At 67.0% G+C, this 16,578-nt stretch carries 16 protein-coding genes; 10 read left to right on the top strand and 6 right to left on the bottom strand.

Annotated elements, in window-relative coordinates; all coding sequences use genetic code 11:
• Window positions 1-186 precede the first annotated feature (186 nt).
• The 3 genes from ACQPYR_RS04870 to ACQPYR_RS04860 all read left to right on the top strand — a co-directional run bounded on the left by ACQPYR_RS04870 (window position 187) and on the right by ACQPYR_RS04860 (window position 2,390).
• Window positions 187-1,467, top strand: coding sequence for a geranylgeranyl reductase family protein (locus ACQPYR_RS04870; protein ID WP_433628106.1), 1,281 nt, complete (start codon window positions 187-189; stop codon window positions 1,465-1,467).
• Window position 1,468: 1 nt separating this feature from the next.
• A complete protein-coding gene (locus ACQPYR_RS04865) occupies window positions 1,469-1,882 on the top strand; it encodes a helix-turn-helix transcriptional regulator (protein ID WP_433628105.1) in 414 nt (137 codons plus the stop codon).
• A 73-nt stretch (window positions 1,883-1,955) separates the two neighbouring features.
• Window positions 1,956-2,390: a VOC family protein gene (locus tag ACQPYR_RS04860; protein WP_433628102.1), complete on the top strand. Its 435-nt coding sequence runs from the start codon at window positions 1,956-1,958 to the stop codon at window positions 2,388-2,390.
• A gap of 48 nt (window positions 2,391-2,438) precedes the next feature.
• Here the strand turns inward: ACQPYR_RS04860 and ACQPYR_RS04855 are convergent, their stop codons facing one another.
• Window positions 2,439-2,945 (bottom strand): DUF2505 domain-containing protein, encoded by a 507-nt coding sequence (locus ACQPYR_RS04855; protein WP_433628100.1) that lies wholly within the window; start codon window positions 2,943-2,945, stop codon window positions 2,439-2,441.
• 40 nt (window positions 2,946-2,985) lie between these two features.
• On the opposite strand from ACQPYR_RS04855, the gene ACQPYR_RS04850 reads away from it, so the two are divergent.
• The 4 genes from ACQPYR_RS04850 (at window position 2,986) to ACQPYR_RS04835 (ending at window position 9,899) form a co-directional block, all read left to right on the top strand.
• The gene (locus tag ACQPYR_RS04850) at window positions 2,986-3,468 is read left to right on the top strand and encodes a DUF3592 domain-containing protein (RefSeq protein WP_433628098.1); all 483 of its coding nucleotides are present in this window, start codon (window positions 2,986-2,988) and stop codon (window positions 3,466-3,468) included.
• Window positions 3,469-3,557: 89 nt separating this feature from the next.
• Window positions 3,558-4,700, top strand: coding sequence for a glycosyltransferase family 4 protein (locus ACQPYR_RS04845; RefSeq protein WP_433635011.1), 1,143 nt, complete (start codon window positions 3,558-3,560; stop codon window positions 4,698-4,700).
• A gap of 150 nt (window positions 4,701-4,850) precedes the next feature.
• On the top strand, window positions 4,851-5,564 hold the full coding sequence (locus ACQPYR_RS04840) for a demethylmenaquinone methyltransferase (RefSeq protein WP_387294381.1): 714 nt from the start codon (window positions 4,851-4,853) through the stop codon (window positions 5,562-5,564).
• Between the two features lie 150 nt (window positions 5,565-5,714).
• On the top strand, window positions 5,715-9,899 hold the full coding sequence (locus tag ACQPYR_RS04835; RefSeq protein ID WP_433628095.1) for a molybdopterin-dependent oxidoreductase: 4,185 nt from the start codon (window positions 5,715-5,717) through the stop codon (window positions 9,897-9,899).
• A gap of 66 nt (window positions 9,900-9,965) precedes the next feature.
• Here ACQPYR_RS04835 and ACQPYR_RS04830 read toward each other — a convergent pair whose 3' ends face one another.
• Window positions 9,966-11,000 (bottom strand): aldo/keto reductase, encoded by a 1,035-nt coding sequence (locus ACQPYR_RS04830; RefSeq protein ID WP_433628093.1) that lies wholly within the window; start codon window positions 10,998-11,000, stop codon window positions 9,966-9,968.
• An 82-nt stretch (window positions 11,001-11,082) separates the two neighbouring features.
• On the opposite strand from ACQPYR_RS04830, the gene ACQPYR_RS04825 reads away from it, so the two are divergent.
• Window positions 11,083-11,697 (top strand): TetR/AcrR family transcriptional regulator C-terminal ligand-binding domain-containing protein, encoded by a 615-nt coding sequence (locus ACQPYR_RS04825; protein WP_433628090.1) that lies wholly within the window; start codon window positions 11,083-11,085, stop codon window positions 11,695-11,697.
• A 59-nt stretch (window positions 11,698-11,756) separates the two neighbouring features.
• On the opposite strand, the gene ACQPYR_RS04820 is transcribed toward ACQPYR_RS04825, so the two are convergent.
• Window positions 11,757-12,335 (bottom strand): TIGR03086 family metal-binding protein, encoded by a 579-nt coding sequence (locus ACQPYR_RS04820; RefSeq protein ID WP_433628088.1) that lies wholly within the window; start codon window positions 12,333-12,335, stop codon window positions 11,757-11,759.
• Between the two features lie 177 nt (window positions 12,336-12,512).
• Here ACQPYR_RS04820 and ACQPYR_RS04815 point away from each other — a divergent pair, with 177 nt between their 5' ends.
• On the top strand, window positions 12,513-12,749 hold the full coding sequence (locus ACQPYR_RS04815; protein ID WP_433628085.1) for a hypothetical protein: 237 nt from the start codon (window positions 12,513-12,515) through the stop codon (window positions 12,747-12,749).
• Window positions 12,750-12,898: 149 nt separating this feature from the next.
• Window positions 12,899-13,129, top strand: a complete 231-nt coding sequence (locus ACQPYR_RS04810; RefSeq protein ID WP_433628083.1) for a hypothetical protein — start codon at window positions 12,899-12,901, stop codon at window positions 13,127-13,129.
• Window positions 13,130-13,142: 13 nt separating this feature from the next.
• Here ACQPYR_RS04810 and menD read toward each other — a convergent pair whose 3' ends face one another.
• The 3 genes from menD to ACQPYR_RS04795 all read right to left on the bottom strand — a co-directional run bounded on the left by menD (window position 13,143) and on the right by ACQPYR_RS04795 (window position 16,549).
• Window positions 13,143-14,786 carry a 2-succinyl-5-enolpyruvyl-6-hydroxy-3-cyclohexene-1-carboxylic-acid synthase gene (gene menD / locus ACQPYR_RS04805; protein WP_433628081.1) on the bottom strand — a complete coding sequence of 548 codons (1,644 nt, stop codon included), beginning with the start codon at window positions 14,784-14,786 and terminating at the stop codon, window positions 13,143-13,145.
• Window positions 14,787-15,207: 421 nt separating this feature from the next.
• Window positions 15,208-15,651, bottom strand: a complete 444-nt coding sequence (locus ACQPYR_RS04800) for a DUF6918 family protein (protein WP_433628078.1) — start codon at window positions 15,649-15,651, stop codon at window positions 15,208-15,210.
• A gap of 154 nt (window positions 15,652-15,805) precedes the next feature.
• Window positions 15,806-16,549 carry a PaaI family thioesterase gene (locus ACQPYR_RS04795; protein ID WP_433628076.1) on the bottom strand — a complete coding sequence of 248 codons (744 nt, stop codon included), beginning with the start codon at window positions 16,547-16,549 and terminating at the stop codon, window positions 15,806-15,808.
• Between the last annotated feature and the right edge of the window lie 29 nt (window positions 16,550-16,578).

The raw sequence follows: 16,578 nt of genomic DNA, 5'->3' as shown, positions 1-16,578 counted from the left end.
CCAGCGATGCGTCCGACCCCACGGTAGAGAACCTAGCGTGTCCCCGCCGCGCGGCCCATGAACACCGTCACTATGCGGTGTATCAGACACTTTTCCACATCGTTTACCGACCTCATCGATCGCATGGTCTGCGCCACGGGCGGGCTCCATCGACACGAACCGAATGCTCCTGCGAGTATTGAGCGCATGGGTTCACCGGATGTCACCCCCGCCGGCGGGGACGGGGAGACGCAGAGCGCGATTCCCACACAGACCGAAGTGCTCGTGGTCGGTGCCGGGCCGGCCGGATCGGCCGCCGCCGCCTGGGCCGCGCGGGCCGGTCGCGATGTCCTGCTCATCGATTCCGCCGTCTTCCCACGTGACAAGACCTGCGGCGATGGACTCACCCCGCGCGCGACCGCCGAATTGGAGCACCTCGGGCTCGGCGACTGGCTGCGCGCGCACACCGTGAACCACGGCCTGCGGCTGACGGGTTTCGGCCGCGAGGCGCTGCTGCCGTGGCCGGGCGGTTCCTTCCCAACGTATGGAAGTGCCGTTCCCCGAACCGAACTCGACGACAAGCTGCGTGAGACAGCTGTGAAGTCCGGGGCCAGGATGCTGGACGGCACGAAGGTGATCGATGTCATCCGGGAGGGTGTTCGAGTCACGGGTGTGACGGTGAAGACGGCGGAGGGCACCCGTTCGATCGGATGCAGGACGCTCGTCGTCGCCGACGGTGTCCGCTCCCCGATCGGCAAACTGCTCGGGCGAACCTGGCATCGGCAGTACGCCTATGGCACCGCGGCCCGCGCCTACATCAAGTCCGCGCGCAGCGACGACCAGTGGATCACTTCGCATCTGGAACTGCGCAACGCCGACGGCGACTTGGTGCCCGGCTACGGCTGGGTGTTCCCGCTGGGCAATGGCGAGGTGAATATCGGCGTCGGCTCGCTGGCCACCGAGCAGCGGCCCTCGCATATCGCGCTGAAACCGCTGCTGGAGCACTACACCTCGCTGCGGCGCGAGGAGTGGCAGTTCGAGGGTTCGCTGCGGGCGGTCGCGTCCGCGCTGCTGCCGATGGGTGGGGCGGTGTCGAATGTCGCGGGGCGCAATTGGGTATTGATCGGCGATGCCGCGGGCTGTGTGAATCCGCTCAACGGCGAAGGCATCGATTACGGACTGGAGGGCGGGCACATGCTCGCCGAACTGCTGGACGAACCGGATCTCACGAAGGTGTGGCCGGAGCTCTTGCGTACCCGCTACGGTCGGACGTTCTCCGTGGCGCGACGGATCGCCGGTCTGGCGACCCACCCCAGGATGGTGCCGATGGGCGGCCCGCCGGTGATGCGGTCGAAGTATCTGCAGCGCACCGCGGTTCGGGTGATGGGCAATCTGGTCACCGACGAGGATCTGGATCTGACGGCCAGGGCCTGGCGGGCCGCGGGCCGGGCGTCCTACCGCTTCGACGAACTCGCACCCTTCACCTGAGATGACCGGATTACCGGCGCTCTACCTACTTCCGCATTTGCGGCGGGCGCGGGATCTTGCGGACCGGAACTATGCCGAGCCGTTGCATCTGGACGAATTGGCCGCCGCCGCAGGGGTTTCGAAGTATCACTTCCTGCGCGCGTTCGCGGCCGTATACGGCGTGACGCCTGCGGCGTATCTGGCGGAGCGACGAATCGAGCGGGCACAGGACTATCTGCGGGCCACCAACCTCACCGTGACCGAGGTCTGCATGCTGGTCGGGTACAGCAGTCTCGGGTCGTTCAGCAGTAAGTTCCGGCAATTGGTCGGGGTGACGCCGTCGGAGTACCAGGCCAAATTCGCGGACGGCGCGCCACGGATTCCCGGCTGTTATGTGTTCATGCACGGGCTGTCGGATCGCAAGCCGCGGGGCTGAAGTGCTCAGCGGTTCGCACAACTCAGCAATTTCGGAGAAGCGCCCAGGTCGACGCCCTTCCTAGCCTTTGGGCATGACTATTACGAATGTCTCGCTGGTCACCGTGTACGTCACCGACCAGGACGCGGCCAAGCAGTGGTACACCGAAAAGCTGGGGTTCGTCGAGACCAGCGATGTGACGATGGGCGACAACGGATTCCGCTGGGTCAGCGTGGCACATCCCGATCATCCCGAACTCGAAATCACCCTGATGATTCCGGGACCACCACTGGATGACTATCTCGCCGACGCCATCCGCCGGGCCCTGGCCAACGGCACCAACGGCGCGCTCGGCCTGAAGACCGACGACTGCCAGAAGACCTTCGAGGAATTGACCGCCAAGGGCGTGGAGTTCATCCAGCCGCCCGCCGAACGGCCCTATGGCACCGAGGCGATCATCCGGGACAACTCCGGCAACTGGCTGGTGCTGGTGGAGCCCAAGGAATTCAGCCCGGAGGGCTTAGCCTAGCCGATGCGCCCGGCACGCCCCGGTTTTCGCCGGGGCGTTCGGAACGGGTCAGGCGCTCGGCTGCGCGGCGACCCACTTCTCGATATGTTTGCGCTCGCTCTCGAGCACCCGATGATGCAGCTGTTCGGCCAGCGGTTCGATGGCACCGCCGACCAGCGGCACCTTGACCCGCACGGTGCCCACGACCTCGATCTCGGACCCCTCGACGGTCGGTCGCAGTTCATAGGTGCCCGACATTTCGCTGCTGATGCCGCCGGTGGCGCCCTCGAAGGTGCCCTTGGCGATTTCGCCGTCCAATGCCTGCCAGTTGTCGGTGCGCGAGAGCACCAGTTCGCTCTTGAGTACCTTGCTCACGATGCCGGGAACCTTGTCATCGCTTGCCTTTTCGGTCATATGTATACGAATGGTGCCCGTGCCCTGCGGATGCGAGAGATCGAGTGTGGCGGTCTGCGCGCCGGCGAACCGGGACTGCCAGACGTCATCGGTGGTGAGTGCCCGGTGAAGATCTTCGACCGGGACGGCGTAGGGCACGGTGAAGCTGAATTTTCGGGACATGGCCGCAAACGGTATCGGAGGCGGCAAGTAGCCTGTTGTGGTGTCGGAAACCAGCCAGTCTGAAAGGCGTTCGAACCGCCTGCGGCGGGCCAGGATCGGGGTGCTGACGGCGGCCGTCTTCCTCAGCGCCCTCGTCGTGCTGCTGGTGCTGGCCGCTTGGCGCAACGACTATCTGATCAGCTCCGACAAGGGTGTGACCTCCGCCGAGGTGCTCTCGGCCGGGCGGCTGCGTTCGGCGGTCACCTATGTCACACCGGACGGGAAGACGCACAATCCGAAGGTCGGGGTGCTCTACCCGACCAACCTCACCGTGGGTGAGCGGATCAATGTGGAGTACAGCCGCAAGGATCCGGATCTGGTTCGGGTGGCCGGACGTGACGTGCGGGTCGCAATTCAGCCCGCGCTGTCGGTGATCCTGGTGGTGTGGGCGGTCGCGCTGCCCACGATGTGGCTGCTGCTGCGGGCACAGCGCCGTACGCCTGGCCCAGTGGACGGACCCCGCGCGGCCGCCGGCACCGCCTGAGCCGAGCAGCCCCGACAGTTCGCCGGATCTTTGCGTATCGGCCATTTCGACGTGACGGCGTGGCGCGTTGCACGGGTCAACCTGGGATGGTGCGAGTAGCCATCGTTTCGGAGTCGTTCCTGCCGAATATGAACGGCGTCGTCAATTCCGTGCTCCGGGTGCTGGACCACCTGGACCAGCACGGGCACGAGGCGCTGGTGATCGCGCCGGATACGCCGCACGGGCTGCCCGCCGCGCCGCGGGTCTACAAGAGATTCCCGGTACATCTGGTACCAGCGGTGATGGTGCCGAAGGTCAGCTCGCTGCCGGTGGGCCTGCCGCAGCCCGGGATCACCGCCGCGATCGATGAATTCGACGCCGATGTGGTGCATCTGGCCTCGCCCTTCCTGCTCGGCGCGGGTGGTCTCGGTGCGGCGACGCGGTTGGATCTGCCGACGGTCGCGATCTATCAGACCGATGTGGCCGGGTTCGCGAAGAGTTACGGGCTGGGGCTGGCCACTCGGGCGGCTTGGGCCTGGACGCGACGGATTCACGAGGGCGCGACACGGACGCTGGCACCGTCGCGCGCGGCGGCCGAGGATCTGGGGCGGCACGGTATCCCCCGGGTGCACCGCTGGGGACGCGGTGTCGATATCGCCCGGTTCACACCGTCGGCGAAGCGACCGGAGCTGCGGGCGTCCTGGTTGCGTGGGCGCGACAAGCTGCTGGTTGGGTTCGTCGGGCGGCTGGCCCCGGAGAAGCATGTGGCGCGGCTGGCGGTGCTGGCGAGCGATCCGGCGATCCAGCTGGTGATCGTCGGGGACGGACCGGAGCGGGGTCGGTTGGCTCGGATGATGCCCACCGCGGTCTTCACCGGTGAGCTCGGCGGCGACGAGCTGGCGCAGGCGTATGCGAGCCTGGATGTGATGGTGCACGCGGGTGAGCACGAGACTTTCTGTCAGGGGGTGCAGGAGGCGCTGGCCGCCGGGGTTCCGGTGATCGGGCCGGATGCGGGCGGACCGCGCGATCTGATCGCGCACTGCCGCAACGGCTACCTACTGCCGGTGGATCGCTTCACCGAACTCCTGCCCAGTGCGGTTGCGGCGCTTCGTGATCCGGTACTGCGGGCGCGATTCGGCGCGGCTGCTCGCAAGTCGGTGCTGCATCGGACCTGGCCCGCCATCTGCACCGAACTGATGGGTCACTACGCCGACGTCACGGGGATTCGGACTCAGTTGCCGCACACGGCGTAGCTCGTTTGTGAGTTTCGCGACCTCCGAATGCCGATTACGGGGGTGTGACCATGGAAAAGACCGGCGCGTCCGATAGCGACGCGAATTGTCTGGGCCAGTTCGGCGCGGGAGTCTCGCCCGGTATGTGCTACGCGCGGTAGGTTCGGGGGCGTGGCGAAAACAGAGCAGCGGGAACCGGTTCGGGCTTCGCTGGACAAGCAGCCGCACGAGGTCGCGTCGATGTTCGACGGGGTCGCGAAGCGGTACGACCTGACCAACACCGTCATCTCCTTGGGACAGGACCGATATTGGCGCTGGGCGGTGCGCAAGGCAGTGGCGCCGCGGCCGGGTGAGCGCGTGCTGGACCTCGCCGCGGGCACCGGCATTTCGACGCTGGACCTGGCGAAATCCGGTGCCTGGTGCCTGGCGGCCGACTTCTCCCAGGGCATGCTCGCCGCGGGCAAATTCCGCAATGTGCCGATGGTGGCCGCCGATGCGACCGCACTGCCCTTCGCCGACGATTCGTTCGACGCGGTGACCATCTCCTACGGTCTGCGCAATATCTCCGAGACCGATGCCGCGCTGCGCGAGATGCTGCGGGTCACCAAACCGGGCGGGCGGATGGTGATCTGCGAGTTCTCCACGCCGATCGTGCCGATCTTCAGCACCATCTATCTCGAGTACCTGATGAAGGCGCTGCCGAAGGTCGCGGTGGCGGTGAGCAGCAATCCGGATGCCTACGTCTACCTCGCCGAATCCATCCGGGCCTGGCCGAATCAGCGGCAGTTGGCGCTGCGGATCGCGGATGCGGGCTGGTCGTCGGTGAAATGGCGCAATCTGACCGGCGGCATCGTCGCACTACACCGCGCTTACAAATTGGGCTGATCGGCAAATCGGACGGAGCTCCTGGTCGCGGCCTATTCTCGTGGCGTGCGCCACACCTCACAGGGGAAGTTTGCTGCGGTGAGGTTAATTGTCACCTGTCGATAACGTTGGGTAAATCGGCCGCAATCGGCGGTGCGCATGATCGGTGGCATGACCGATGCAGGCACCGAGCGCGCGAGCACCGCCACAACGGCGTGCTCGTACTGCGGCGTCGGCTGCGGCATCGTCGTCGAGACCCGCGCGGGCGCGGACGGTGCGCCGGTCATCGCCAAGGTCCGCGGTGACAAACTGCATCCGACGAATGCGGGCCGGCTGTGCACGAAGGGCGCGACCCACCAGGAATTGATGGCGGCGCCGGGGCGGATGGAGACCGCGTACCGCAGGCCCGAGCGCGGTCAGGTGCCGGTGCCGGTGCCCGTCGACGAGGCGGTGCACGACGTGGCCACCCGGCTGCGGGCGATCCTGGACGAACACGGACCGGACGCCATCGCGCTGTACGTCTCCGGGCAGATGTCGCTCGAGGCGCAGTATCTGGCGACCAAGTTGGCCAAGGGGTATCTGCGGACCAAGCACATCGAGGCCAATTCCCGACTGTGCATGGCCAGCGCCGGGACCGGCTACAAGCAGTCGCTCGGCGCGGACGGGCCGCCCGGCTCCTACGACGACTTCGAACACGCCGATCTGTTCTTCGTGACCGGCGCGAATATGGCCGACTGCCATCCGATCCTCTATCTGCGCATGATCGACCGGGTCAAGGCGGGGGCGAAGCTGATCGTGGTCGATCCGCGGCGCACCGATACCGCGGCGCGGGCCGATCTGTTCCTGCAGATCGCGCCGGGTACCGATCTCGCCCTGCTGAACGGGCTACTGCACCTGCTCGTCGAAAACGGTGCTATCGACGCGGACTTCATCGCCGAGCACACCGAGGGGTGGGCGGCGATGCCCGAATTCCTCGCCGACTACCCGCCGGACCGGGTCGCCGCGATCACCGGGCTGGCCGAGGCCGATATCCGAACCGCAGCGCGCTGGATCGGCGAAGCCGGTGAATGGATGTCGCTGTGGACCATGGGCCTCAACCAGTCCACCCACGGCACCTGGAACACCAACGCGCTCTGCAACCTGCATCTGGCCACCGGGGCTATTTGTCGTCCTGGCAGCGGACCGTTCTCGCTGACCGGTCAGCCCAATGCCATGGGCGGGCGCGAAATGGGTTATATGGGTCCGGGTCTGCCCGGGCAGCGCAGTCTGCTCTCCCCCACTGACCGCAGCTTCGTGGAGACCGCGTGGGGCGTCGAGCCGGGCACGCTGCGCACCGAAGCCGGACCGGGCACGATCGAGATGTTTCGCGAACTGTCGGCGGGGCAGATCAAGGCGGCCTGGATCATCTGCACCAATCCCGTTGCCACCGTAGCCAACCGGAAGACGGTGATCGGCGGCCTGGAGGCAGCCGAGCTGGTCATCGTGCAGGACGCCTACACCGATACGGCCACCAACTCCTACGCCGACATACTGCTGCCCGCCACGCTGTGGGCCGAAGCCGATGCGGTGATGGTGAATTCGGAGCGCAATGTCACGTTGCTGCAGCGCTCGGTGGATCCGATCGGCGACGCCCGTCCGGACTGGCTGCTGATCGCGCAGGTCGCCACCGCGATGGGCTTCGCGGGTTTCGAATACTCCTCCAGTGCCGAGGTTTTCGACGAGATCAAGCAGTTCGCCAATCCGGCCACCGGATACGACCTGCGTGGCATGAGCTATGAGCGGTTGCGCGAGGGGCCGATGCAGTGGCCGTGTGCCGAGCCCGACCGCGCGCGCAACCCGATCCGCTACCGTAATGACGGCGTCAGCCAGGAACTTTTCGTCGACGATGCCGGGCACCAGCCCCGGTTGGCCTTCGCGACGCCGAGCCGTCGGGCGATGTTCTGGCCGCGCCCGCAGCTGGCGCCGGCGGAAATGCCCGACGACGACTACCCGTTCATGCTCAATACCGGCCGCCTGCAGCATCAGTGGCACACCATGACCAAGACCGGCAAGATCGACAAGCTGACCAAATTGACCGGCCGTCCGTTCGTCGAGGTGCATCCCGAGGATGCCGAGCGGCTCGGAGTCGAGGCCGGTGACCAGCTCGAAATCGCCTCCCGACGCGGTCGAGCGGTGCTGCCTGTGCAGATCAGCGACCGGGTGCGGCCCGGTGATTGCTTCGCGCCGTTCCATTGGAACGACGAGCATGGCGAATATCTGACGATCAATGCCGTGACCAATGACGCGGTGGATGCGGACTCGTTGCAGCCCGAATTCAAGGCGTGCGCGGTGTCGTTGCGGCGGGTCGCGGTGATGCCGAAAGCGGCCGAAAGCCCTTCGGGGGGAGTGCCGGAAACCGCCGCGAACCATGGCTTGCACCCGCTGGCGGTCATGCTGGGGCTCGACGCGGGCACGGCGCCGACGCTCAGTGAGACCGAACGGATCTATCTCGCCGGATATCTCTCGGCGCTGCAATCCCTTCCGGTGACCGGTCAGCCGGTGCTGCCCGAATCCGCGCCGCTGGCCAAGAACAGCCGGCTGTGGATCGACGGACTGCTGGCCGGTATGTATTCGCGAAGCGCGGCAACAGAATCCGCGTCCACCGATGATGTTCCCGACGAACCGACCCGGCCGGTCACCGTGCTGTGGGCCTCACAGACCGGCACCGCCGAAGAGTTCGCGGCGACGACGGCCGCCCGCCTGGCCGAGTCCGGTTTCGCGCCGCGGCTGCTCGATATGGACTCGTGCGAACTCCACGAACTCACCGGCGATGTGCTGGTGATCAGCAGCACCTTCGGCGACGGTGGACCGCCGGATAATGGCACCGACTTCTGGGAACGCCTGGACGACAGCGTGATCCGATTGACCGGCATGCGGTACGCGGTATTCGCACTCGGCGACTCCTCCTATGACGACTTCTGCGGCCACGGTCGCAAACTGGACGCGAAACTGACCGAACGCGGGGCCACCCGTCTGCTCGCACGCGTCGACAGCGAGCCCGATTACGAGGAAGCGGCGGCGCGCTGGCTCGACGAGGTGCTCGCCGCGCTGGACGGCGGTGCGCCCGAGACGAGTCCTTCCGGTCCCGGCGGAAGCCGGATGCCCGAGCGGTCCTCCGGCGGCACGATGGTGCTGACCCGCACCGCACCGGCCGTCGGGACCCAGACCGCCGCACCGGCGTCGTTCACCCGCAACGCCCCGGTGACCGCACCGCTGGTGCGCAATGAGCCGCTGTCGCATGCCGGATCGCCGAAGGAAGTGCGCCAGTTCGGCTTCGACCTGCGCGGCCTGAAAGCGAATTACGAGGTCGGCGATTCACTCGGGGTTCGGCCGACGAACGCCGAGTCGATGGTGGCCGAATGGCTCGGGGCGACCGGTTTGGACGGCCGTCGGATCATCGAACTCGACGACCAGGAATTGTCGTTGGCCCAGGCGCTGCGGACCCGCTTCGACATCACGAAGGTCAGCCACGATCTGCTCACCTTCATCGCCGAACGCAATCCCAACAACCGGCTGGCGAAACTGCTGCGCCGCGATAATCGCAATGAACTCGACAACTACCTGTGGGATCGGCAGGCGGTCGATGTGCTGCGCGATTTCCCGGTGCGCGCCGATCTCGTGGAATGGCTCGGCACGCTGAAAAAGCTGCAGCCGCGCCAGTATTCGATTTCGTCGAGTCCGCTGGTCAGTCCCGACGAGGTGCAGCTCACCGTTGGCGTCGTCCGGTACGGCGATCCGGCCGCGACCGGATCCGTCACGCGGCGCGGTGGGGTGTGCTCGACCTTCCTCGCCGACCGTGCCGACGCCGCCGAATCCGCGGTGCCGATCTTCCTGCAGCGCGCCCCGCACTTCCGGCCGCCGCTCGATCCGACCACATCGATGATCATGGTCGGCCCCGGCACCGGCATCGCACCCTTCCGCGGCTTCCTGCAGGAACGCCGTGCCCTCGGCTGCAGTGGCCGCAATTGGTTGTTCTTCGGCGATCAGCATGCCGCCCAGAATTTCTATTACCGAGCGGAATTGGAGGATATGTTCCGCTCGGGCTTCCTCACCCGACTCGACCTGGCCTTCTCTCGCGACCAGCGCGAGCGGATTTACGTGCAGCACCGGATGATCGAGCACGGCGCCGAGCTGTGGTCCTGGCTGCGCGACGGCGCACACTTCTATGTGTGCGGTGACGCGGCGCGCATGGCCAAGGATGTCGATGACACCCTGCTGACCATTGCCAGGATCCACGGCAAACTCGACGAGGACGGGGCGCTGGCGTTCCGGAAGCAGTTGGTTGCCGAGAAGCGATACGTTCGCGACGTGTACTGAGGGTGGTCGCCTCAGCGCCCGATCCCGCGGGTTCTGCGGAGGAATGGGCGCCGTGGCTGATCCCCCTCACACCGCGGGAGCACTCAGCCGCGCAAAGTCCGGCAGCCGGTAGTACGGGTAGTAGGGGTACGCCGGGGTAGTCGCGCCTGCCTTGTCGAGGCGCGCGATCTGCTCGGCATCGAGTTCCCAGCCGACTGCGCCGAGGTTCTGGCGCAGCTGCTCCGCATTGCGTGCGCCGACGATGACGGTCGACACCGTTGGCCGGCGCAGCAGCCAGTTGAGGGCGATCTGCGGGACGGTCTTACCGGTCTCCGCGGCGAGCTCGTCGAGGACGTCGACCACGTCGTAGAGCTTGTCGTCATCGACCGGTGGACCTGCCTCGGCGGTGCGATGCAGCCGGCTGCCCTCCGGAAGTGGTTGGCCGCGGCGGATTTTCCCGGTCAACCGGCCCCAGCCGAGCGGGCTCCACACCACCGCGCCGACACCCTGGTCCAGGCCGAGCGGCATGAGCTCCCATTCGTAGTCGCGGCCGACGAGCGAGTAGTAGACCTGGTGGGCGACGTAGCGGGTCAGGCCGTAGCGGTCCGCCGCGGCAAGGGATTTCATCAGCTGCCAGCCCGCGAAGTTGGAGGCACCGAGGTAGCGGATCTTGCCCGCGCGCACCAGATCGTCCAGTGCCGCAAGGACTTCCTCGACCGGAGTGTGCGCGTCGAAGGCGTGCAGTTGGAACAGGTCGATGTGGTCCGTGCCGAGTCTGCGCAGCGCACCCTCGACCGCCTTGATCAGGCGCCAACGGCCGGAACCCGCATCGAATGGGCCGGGACCGGTCGGCAGGCTCGCCTTGGTGGACAGCAGCAGTTGGTCACGCCTGCCCTTGATGGCCGCGCCGAGCACTTCCTCGGAGGCGCCGTCGGAATAGACATCGGCGGTATCGAACATGGTGACGCCCGCATCCAGGCTGATATCGACCAGTCGGCGCGCCTGCTCCGCATCGGTATCGCCCCACGCGCTGAACAGTTCGCCCCGCCCGCCGAAGGTGCCCGCGCCGAAACTCAGCGCCGGGACGAGCAGACCTGAGGCGCCGAGCCGCCGGTACTCCATGATGACTCCTAAAGGGTCTATAGTTCCGTTAACGATTCGAACCATACACCCATCAGGTCACAAATGAAACTGGAGTTCCGTTATGGAGTCTGACGATGCCATCCCCGGCTCGGTTCGCCCCGGTGGACGCACCGCGCGCGTTCGCGAGGCCGTGCTGCAGGCGGCGGGTGATCTACTCGCCGAGCGCGGTTTCGCACACCTGGATCTGACCGAGGTCGCTGCGCGCGCCGAGGTCGGCAAGACCACGGCCTACCGCCGCTGGCGCAACTCCACCGGACTCGTCGCCGACCTGCTCGTCGATATGGCCGAACAGTCGCTGCCACACGCGGATACCGGCTCCCTACTCGGCGATCTCACCGCCAACGCCCGCCTGGTCGCCGAAACCCTCACCGACCCCCGCCAAGGCAAGCTCTTCCAGGCCGTCATCGCCGCAGCCACCTGCGACGAAACCGCCGCAGCCGCCCTACGCCGCTTCTACGACATCCGCCTCACCGAATGGACCCCCTGCATCGACGCCGCCATCACGCGCGGCGAGATCCCCGAGGACACCGACGCCCGCGCCGTCCTGACCGCCGTCTCGGCCCCCCTCTACTACCGCCTCCTCGCCAGCGGCGACCCGATCGACGACGCGGCCGCCCGCACCGCCGCCGCAGCCGCCACTCGAGCCGCGACAGCGGGCATCTTCACGAAGTCATGAACAAGATGTCTCAGCTGATGGCCCGTATCGCGCGCAAGCTCGGTCTGGGCCGCAGGTGATCAGCGGGCCCAGGAGGGGACGCGGCCGGTGAGGCCGACGATGCGGTCCAGGGGCGGGGCGGTGTCGGGGACTTGGACGACCGGGCCGAACATGCCCGGGGTGCCCTCCGGTGGTGTGTCCCTGAGGAATTCGAGCAGGACGATCAGGTGCGCCGGGTCGACTGTCAGTTGCTGATCGGTAGCGCGGGCGAGATCCCAACTGTGGATAACGATTTCGTCCAGCGCGATCGCGGCCATGACGAGCGCCGGGGCGGATACGCCGCCCGCTTCGGTATCACCGTCCCACGCCGCCGGATCGCGCCAGGCCTCGACCAGCGCCTTCAATTGGGCCGGGATGCGGGAACGCCAGTCCGGGGGCAGGGCGCTATCTGGGCCGACGGCGGGCGCGACCGAGCGGCCGACCGCTTCCTTGGTCGCGGCCTGCCGGAATGCCTCGGTGAGTCCGATGACGTGGGCGAGCAGGTCGCGCACGCTGGTATCGGTGCAGGGTGTCGGAGCGCTGAGCTGATCGTCGGTGATGGTGCCGACCACCGCCTCCAGGGCGGCGGCGGCGGGTTCGAGATCGAAATTCGGGTGCATCGGGGCCTCCTCGGCAACGGACGTCAACGATTCAGACGGCGCGCTCCATCGGAATTCATCGGTGCCGCGATCCCGACCCCATCCGGTTAGGTCCGCCGCATTGCGAGGCTTCCCGCCGCCGCTCATCGCAACCAAGTCGTAGCGGCGAAAGGTGCTGGAAAAGCGGAGAATTGGTAGATGAAGGGTGATCGGGTGGAGATCGTCGTCGATTTCGGCGACGGGTCTCGCAGTTATGAAGTGGTCGCGACGCGGGCCGGGCGCAAGGTCGAGGTGCGCATCGCGCGCGGCGTGGTCGAGGTCAGCGAAGTGACGCGAACGGGCGTCGCGGTGCGGACGGCGCGGTTCATGGCGGGGCGCACATTGGCGCTCGTCGAATTCCCGGCGAATGGTTCGAGTCCGGTCGACGGCGAGTAGCAGGTGGGTTGCCGCGCGGCCGGACTAGGAGCATTCTCAACAGTGTTGGACTGGTTGTCCGCCTGCGCTGTGATTCCCGCAGCACCTGGAGTTCGCTCGGCAGAGTATCGGGTACCCAGCCGAAAAGCACGCGCGGAGAGGAATGAACGATGACCGATCCAAGCACGTCCCGCACCATCGACGCGGTTTCGGAAGCCGACTACGTCGAGCAGAACGTCCCCGCCTACCCTGAGATCGTCGATGACACCGACGAAAGCTCCGACCGCGAGCTCGCGGCAGCGGTCGATCGAGATGCCTTCGATGCCAATCCGGCCGATGTCGTGGAACAGTCGATCCCGGTGCCGCTCGACGACGATCGCGATTCCGAGCCGGAGTACTGATCGGCCCGTCGGCTTACGGCGCGATCTTGGCCCGCACCGTCGCGTGCAACTCGCGCAGACTGGAACGCTCGGTCGCGACTTCGAGCACCCGCAACCCGTGCGCGTGCCCGGCCAACTCGACCACCAACTGCTCGGTATCGACCTGCTTGTGCGGAATCCGGTAGGCGGCACACAACGCGGCCAAATCCATTCCGTGCGGCGTACCGAAGACGCGCTCGAAAACACCGGCGTACTGCGGATCGCCCTGTTCCAGCAGTTCGAAGATGCCGCCACCGTCGTCGTTGGCGACCACGATGGTCAGATCGGCGGGGCGGGGTTCGCCGCGGCCGATGAGCAGGCCGGAGGCGTCGTGTAGGAAGGTGAGGTCACCGATCAGCGCGATGGTGCGGCCGGTGTGGTGCAGCGCCGCGCCGACGGCCGTGGAAACGGTGCCGTCGATACCGGCCACGCCACGATTGGACAGCACTCGGACACCCGGCCGCGGCGGCGAGACCAGGGCCGCGTCACGCACCGGATTGGACGCCCCGAGCAGCAGCTGATCGCCCTCGCGCAACGCGTCCATCACCACCGCGGCGACGTGCAGTCCGGTCGGCTTCGGGTGGTTGGCCAGTTCGGCGCGAACGACCTGCACGGCCTTCGCATCGAGTTCGCGGCAGTACGCGAGCCAGTCCGCACTCGGCGCACCCGTGGTCACCGCCCGGGTTCCGGTGCCGACCACATTGCCGGAGACATCGGGCCAGCGCGGACCGGTGGTGAGCGCATAGACGGTCACGGCCGGATCCGCGAGCACCTTCGCGACCTGGCGATGCAGCGTCGGCCGCCCGGTGATGATCGCCTGCCGCGGCTTCAGCAGCGGCAGGGCCAGCGGATGCAGGGCCGGACCGTGCATCGGGGCCGTGGGCTCGGCCACTGTCGGCAGCTCGGCCAGTTCCGGCCGCAAGCCTGCGCCGTGGCCGGAGATGACGACCGTATCGGGCGTCAGGTCGAGGTCGAGCGGCACATCGAGCGTCGCGTACCGGGTGCACGTCCACGCCTCGCCGCCGGGGCGGCCCTGCGGCGCCCACTCGTCCGGCGTGTGATCCGGCACCAGCGGCTCGCGCAGCGGAATATCGAAATGCACCGGCCCGGCATTGCCGGAACGGGTGCCACGGGCCGCCGCGAGTACCCGGCAGACGGCCGAACGCCATTGACTGTTCTGCTGGCCGTACGGCACGCCGCCATCGGTGTCCGACTCTTCCTCGGCGAGTCCGAGGCTGATCGAGGCACGGACCTGGGTACCGAACAGCCCGAACTGCTCGACGGTCTGATTGGCGCCGGAACCGAGCATCTCGTAGGGCCGGTTGGCGCTCAGCACCACCAGCGGTACGCGGGCGTAGTTCGCCTCCAGCACGGCGGGGCCGAGATTTGCTACCGCGGTACCCGAGGTCATCACGACCGGCACCGGCAGTCGACTGGCGATGGCGAGTCCGATGGCCAGAAAGCCCGCGGTTCGCTCGTCGATGCGCATATGCAGGCGGAGTCGGCCTGCCGCATCAGCCGCCTGCAGTGCGAATGCCAGGGGCGCGTTTCTCGACCCCGGGCACAGAACGACGTCCCGCACACCCCCGCGCGCGAGCTCGTCAACGACCACTTGCGCCTGTGCGGTAGACGGATTCACATCTCCAGCCTCTCAGACAGTTGCTTCGACGTCTTCGTCACCCTGCTCACAATGGCACCTAGCTAGCGCTCGGCACCATTGTGCCCAGAAGGTGCTGCGCCGTTGGTTCGCTGCGCTCCCTCACACACACCCGTGTTCGACACTGGGATTTTGCCGCCCGCGTCCACCACCGGACGCGGGCGGCTGGCATGCGCCGCATATCGATGATCCGCGTGAGCACAGCGAATCGATATGTCGCGCAACGTCACTGCCCGAGGCAACCACCACGGAGCGAGTCTTACGAGCGACCCGTTCGCGGCCCGTCTCGCGTCCGAGCCGTCGAAGCGCATGCGACGAAGTCGCGAGTCTCGACGGCTCGGACGCGAGACACCAGGGGGCCGCGAACACGCCGCGCCGAAGGCGCGGCAAATCCAACACAGCCTCAGGCGTGCCGCTGCACGAGGTCGCCCAGCCGCGGCAGGGCCTCGATGACGTTCTTCTTGGCCGAGGAACGCATCGACGAGTAGACCTTCTTCAGCGCCGGACGCGTCGAGGCGTCGGCACGCGCGTCGGTCACCGCGAGCAATGCCTCGGCGACCTCGTCCGACTTGGCGACCAGCAGGTCGGCGAACTGGCCGGACCCCGTCGCCGCGTATTCCTGCCAGAACGGCTCCAGCTGCGAGACGAGCTTGGGCGCCAAGGACTCCAGCGCGTCCGGCACGATGGACGGGCTGATCTTCTTGACCGCCGCGTAGCCACCCTTGACGGCCAGGCCCGACGCACCACCCTTGTCCGAGACCTCGGCATCCAGAACCTCCTTGGCATCGGCAAGGAAGGCCGTGCGCTTTGCGTCGTCGAGCAGGGATTCAGACAGTGCTGCAACCACTTTCAGGTTCCTCCGGGATCGATGTCGATGAACGAGCGCACGTCACTATACGCACTGGTGCGCAGAGTCACACGGCACTCGTCCGCTAATGGGCGCAGCCGGACGAAGTCCGCCGTCAGTCTCTTGCGCTTGGCGAGCGGATGCGGAGCCCCGCCTACGGCTGCCATGGCAGCAATTGGACCATCAATCCTTCACAATCGGCGAGGACATTGCCCTGCTCATCGGCCAGTTCCGCGGTTATGTACGTTTTGCGCCCTTCGATGCGATCGACGCGCCCCCGCACGGTCAGCGGTGTCTGCAACGGTGTGATTTTGCGGTAGTTCACATGGAGATAGGCGGTGCGGCTGATCGGCCTTCCGGCGTAATGCACGATCATGCCGAGCAGATCGTCGAAGAGCAGTGGGAGCACGCCGCCGTGTGCCGCGCCGTTGCCGCCGAGATGGAAGCGACGGAATTCACCGGTCATCACGATGCCGTCGGGTCCGGCCTCGATCACCTGCCACGGCAGCAGCAAAAGGCTGCCGCGCCCGGGCAATTCGACCGCGCGGCCCGCCGGGCCCTGCAGTTCGGGTGCGCGATACGGCTCGAGCAGATCGATGAGTTCGCGCGTCCGGTCGAGTGCCGCGCCGTAGATCTCGTCGGGGGCGTCCACGGAGACGACCAGATCCTGCAGTGTGCGCATGGCCTCGACGAACGGGCCGAAGTCGGCGCCGACTCGCGCGCGGGAGACCTTGGGGAAGCCGCCGTGCTTCTCGTACCGGGATTCGTCCACCGCGCTGTTGTCGATACGCGGACCGGACCGCCCGACGACCTGCTCTGGAACCCGTTTCACTGCCGCACGCCCACCCGCCGCCCGACCGCCGCCCCTCATCGAATCGCTCCGCGATGCTCTCTCCATGCTTGCACGGTATCGCGTTGTTATACACC

The sequence above is a fragment of the Nocardia sp. CA-120079 genome, from assembly GCF_050955745.1.
In the GTDB taxonomy this organism is placed as follows: domain Bacteria; phylum Actinomycetota; class Actinomycetes; order Mycobacteriales; family Mycobacteriaceae; genus Nocardia.
Note: the sequence above shows the minus strand (reverse complement) of the source record. Positions and strands in the feature narration are given on the sequence as shown.

What these genes read in the sequence shown, in the direction of transcription:
- ACQPYR_RS04870 (WP_433628106.1), top strand. Translation starts at nt 187, where the DNA reads ATGGGTTCACCGGATGTCACCCCCGCCGGCGGGGACGGGGAGACGCAG.
- ACQPYR_RS04865 (WP_433628105.1), top strand. Translation starts at nt 1,469, where the DNA reads ATGACCGGATTACCGGCGCTCTACCTACTTCCGCATTTGCGGCGGGCG.
- ACQPYR_RS04860 (WP_433628102.1), top strand. Translation starts at nt 1,956, where the DNA reads ATGACTATTACGAATGTCTCGCTGGTCACCGTGTACGTCACCGACCAG.
- ACQPYR_RS04855 (WP_433628100.1), bottom strand. Translation starts at nt 2,945, where the DNA reads ATGTCCCGAAAATTCAGCTTCACCGTGCCCTACGCCGTCCCGGTCGAA.
- ACQPYR_RS04835 (WP_433628095.1), top strand. Translation starts at nt 5,715, where the DNA reads ATGACCGATGCAGGCACCGAGCGCGCGAGCACCGCCACAACGGCGTGC.
- ACQPYR_RS04830 (WP_433628093.1), bottom strand. Translation starts at nt 11,000, where the DNA reads ATGGAGTACCGGCGGCTCGGCGCCTCAGGTCTGCTCGTCCCGGCGCTG.
- ACQPYR_RS04825 (WP_433628090.1), top strand. Translation starts at nt 11,083, where the DNA reads ATGGAGTCTGACGATGCCATCCCCGGCTCGGTTCGCCCCGGTGGACGC.
- ACQPYR_RS04820 (WP_433628088.1), bottom strand. Translation starts at nt 12,335, where the DNA reads ATGCACCCGAATTTCGATCTCGAACCCGCCGCCGCCGCCCTGGAGGCG.
- ACQPYR_RS04815 (WP_433628085.1), top strand. Translation starts at nt 12,513, where the DNA reads ATGAAGGGTGATCGGGTGGAGATCGTCGTCGATTTCGGCGACGGGTCT.
- ACQPYR_RS04810 (WP_433628083.1), top strand. Translation starts at nt 12,899, where the DNA reads ATGACCGATCCAAGCACGTCCCGCACCATCGACGCGGTTTCGGAAGCC.
- ACQPYR_RS04795 (WP_433628076.1), bottom strand. Translation starts at nt 16,549, where the DNA reads ATGGAGAGAGCATCGCGGAGCGATTCGATGAGGGGCGGCGGTCGGGCG.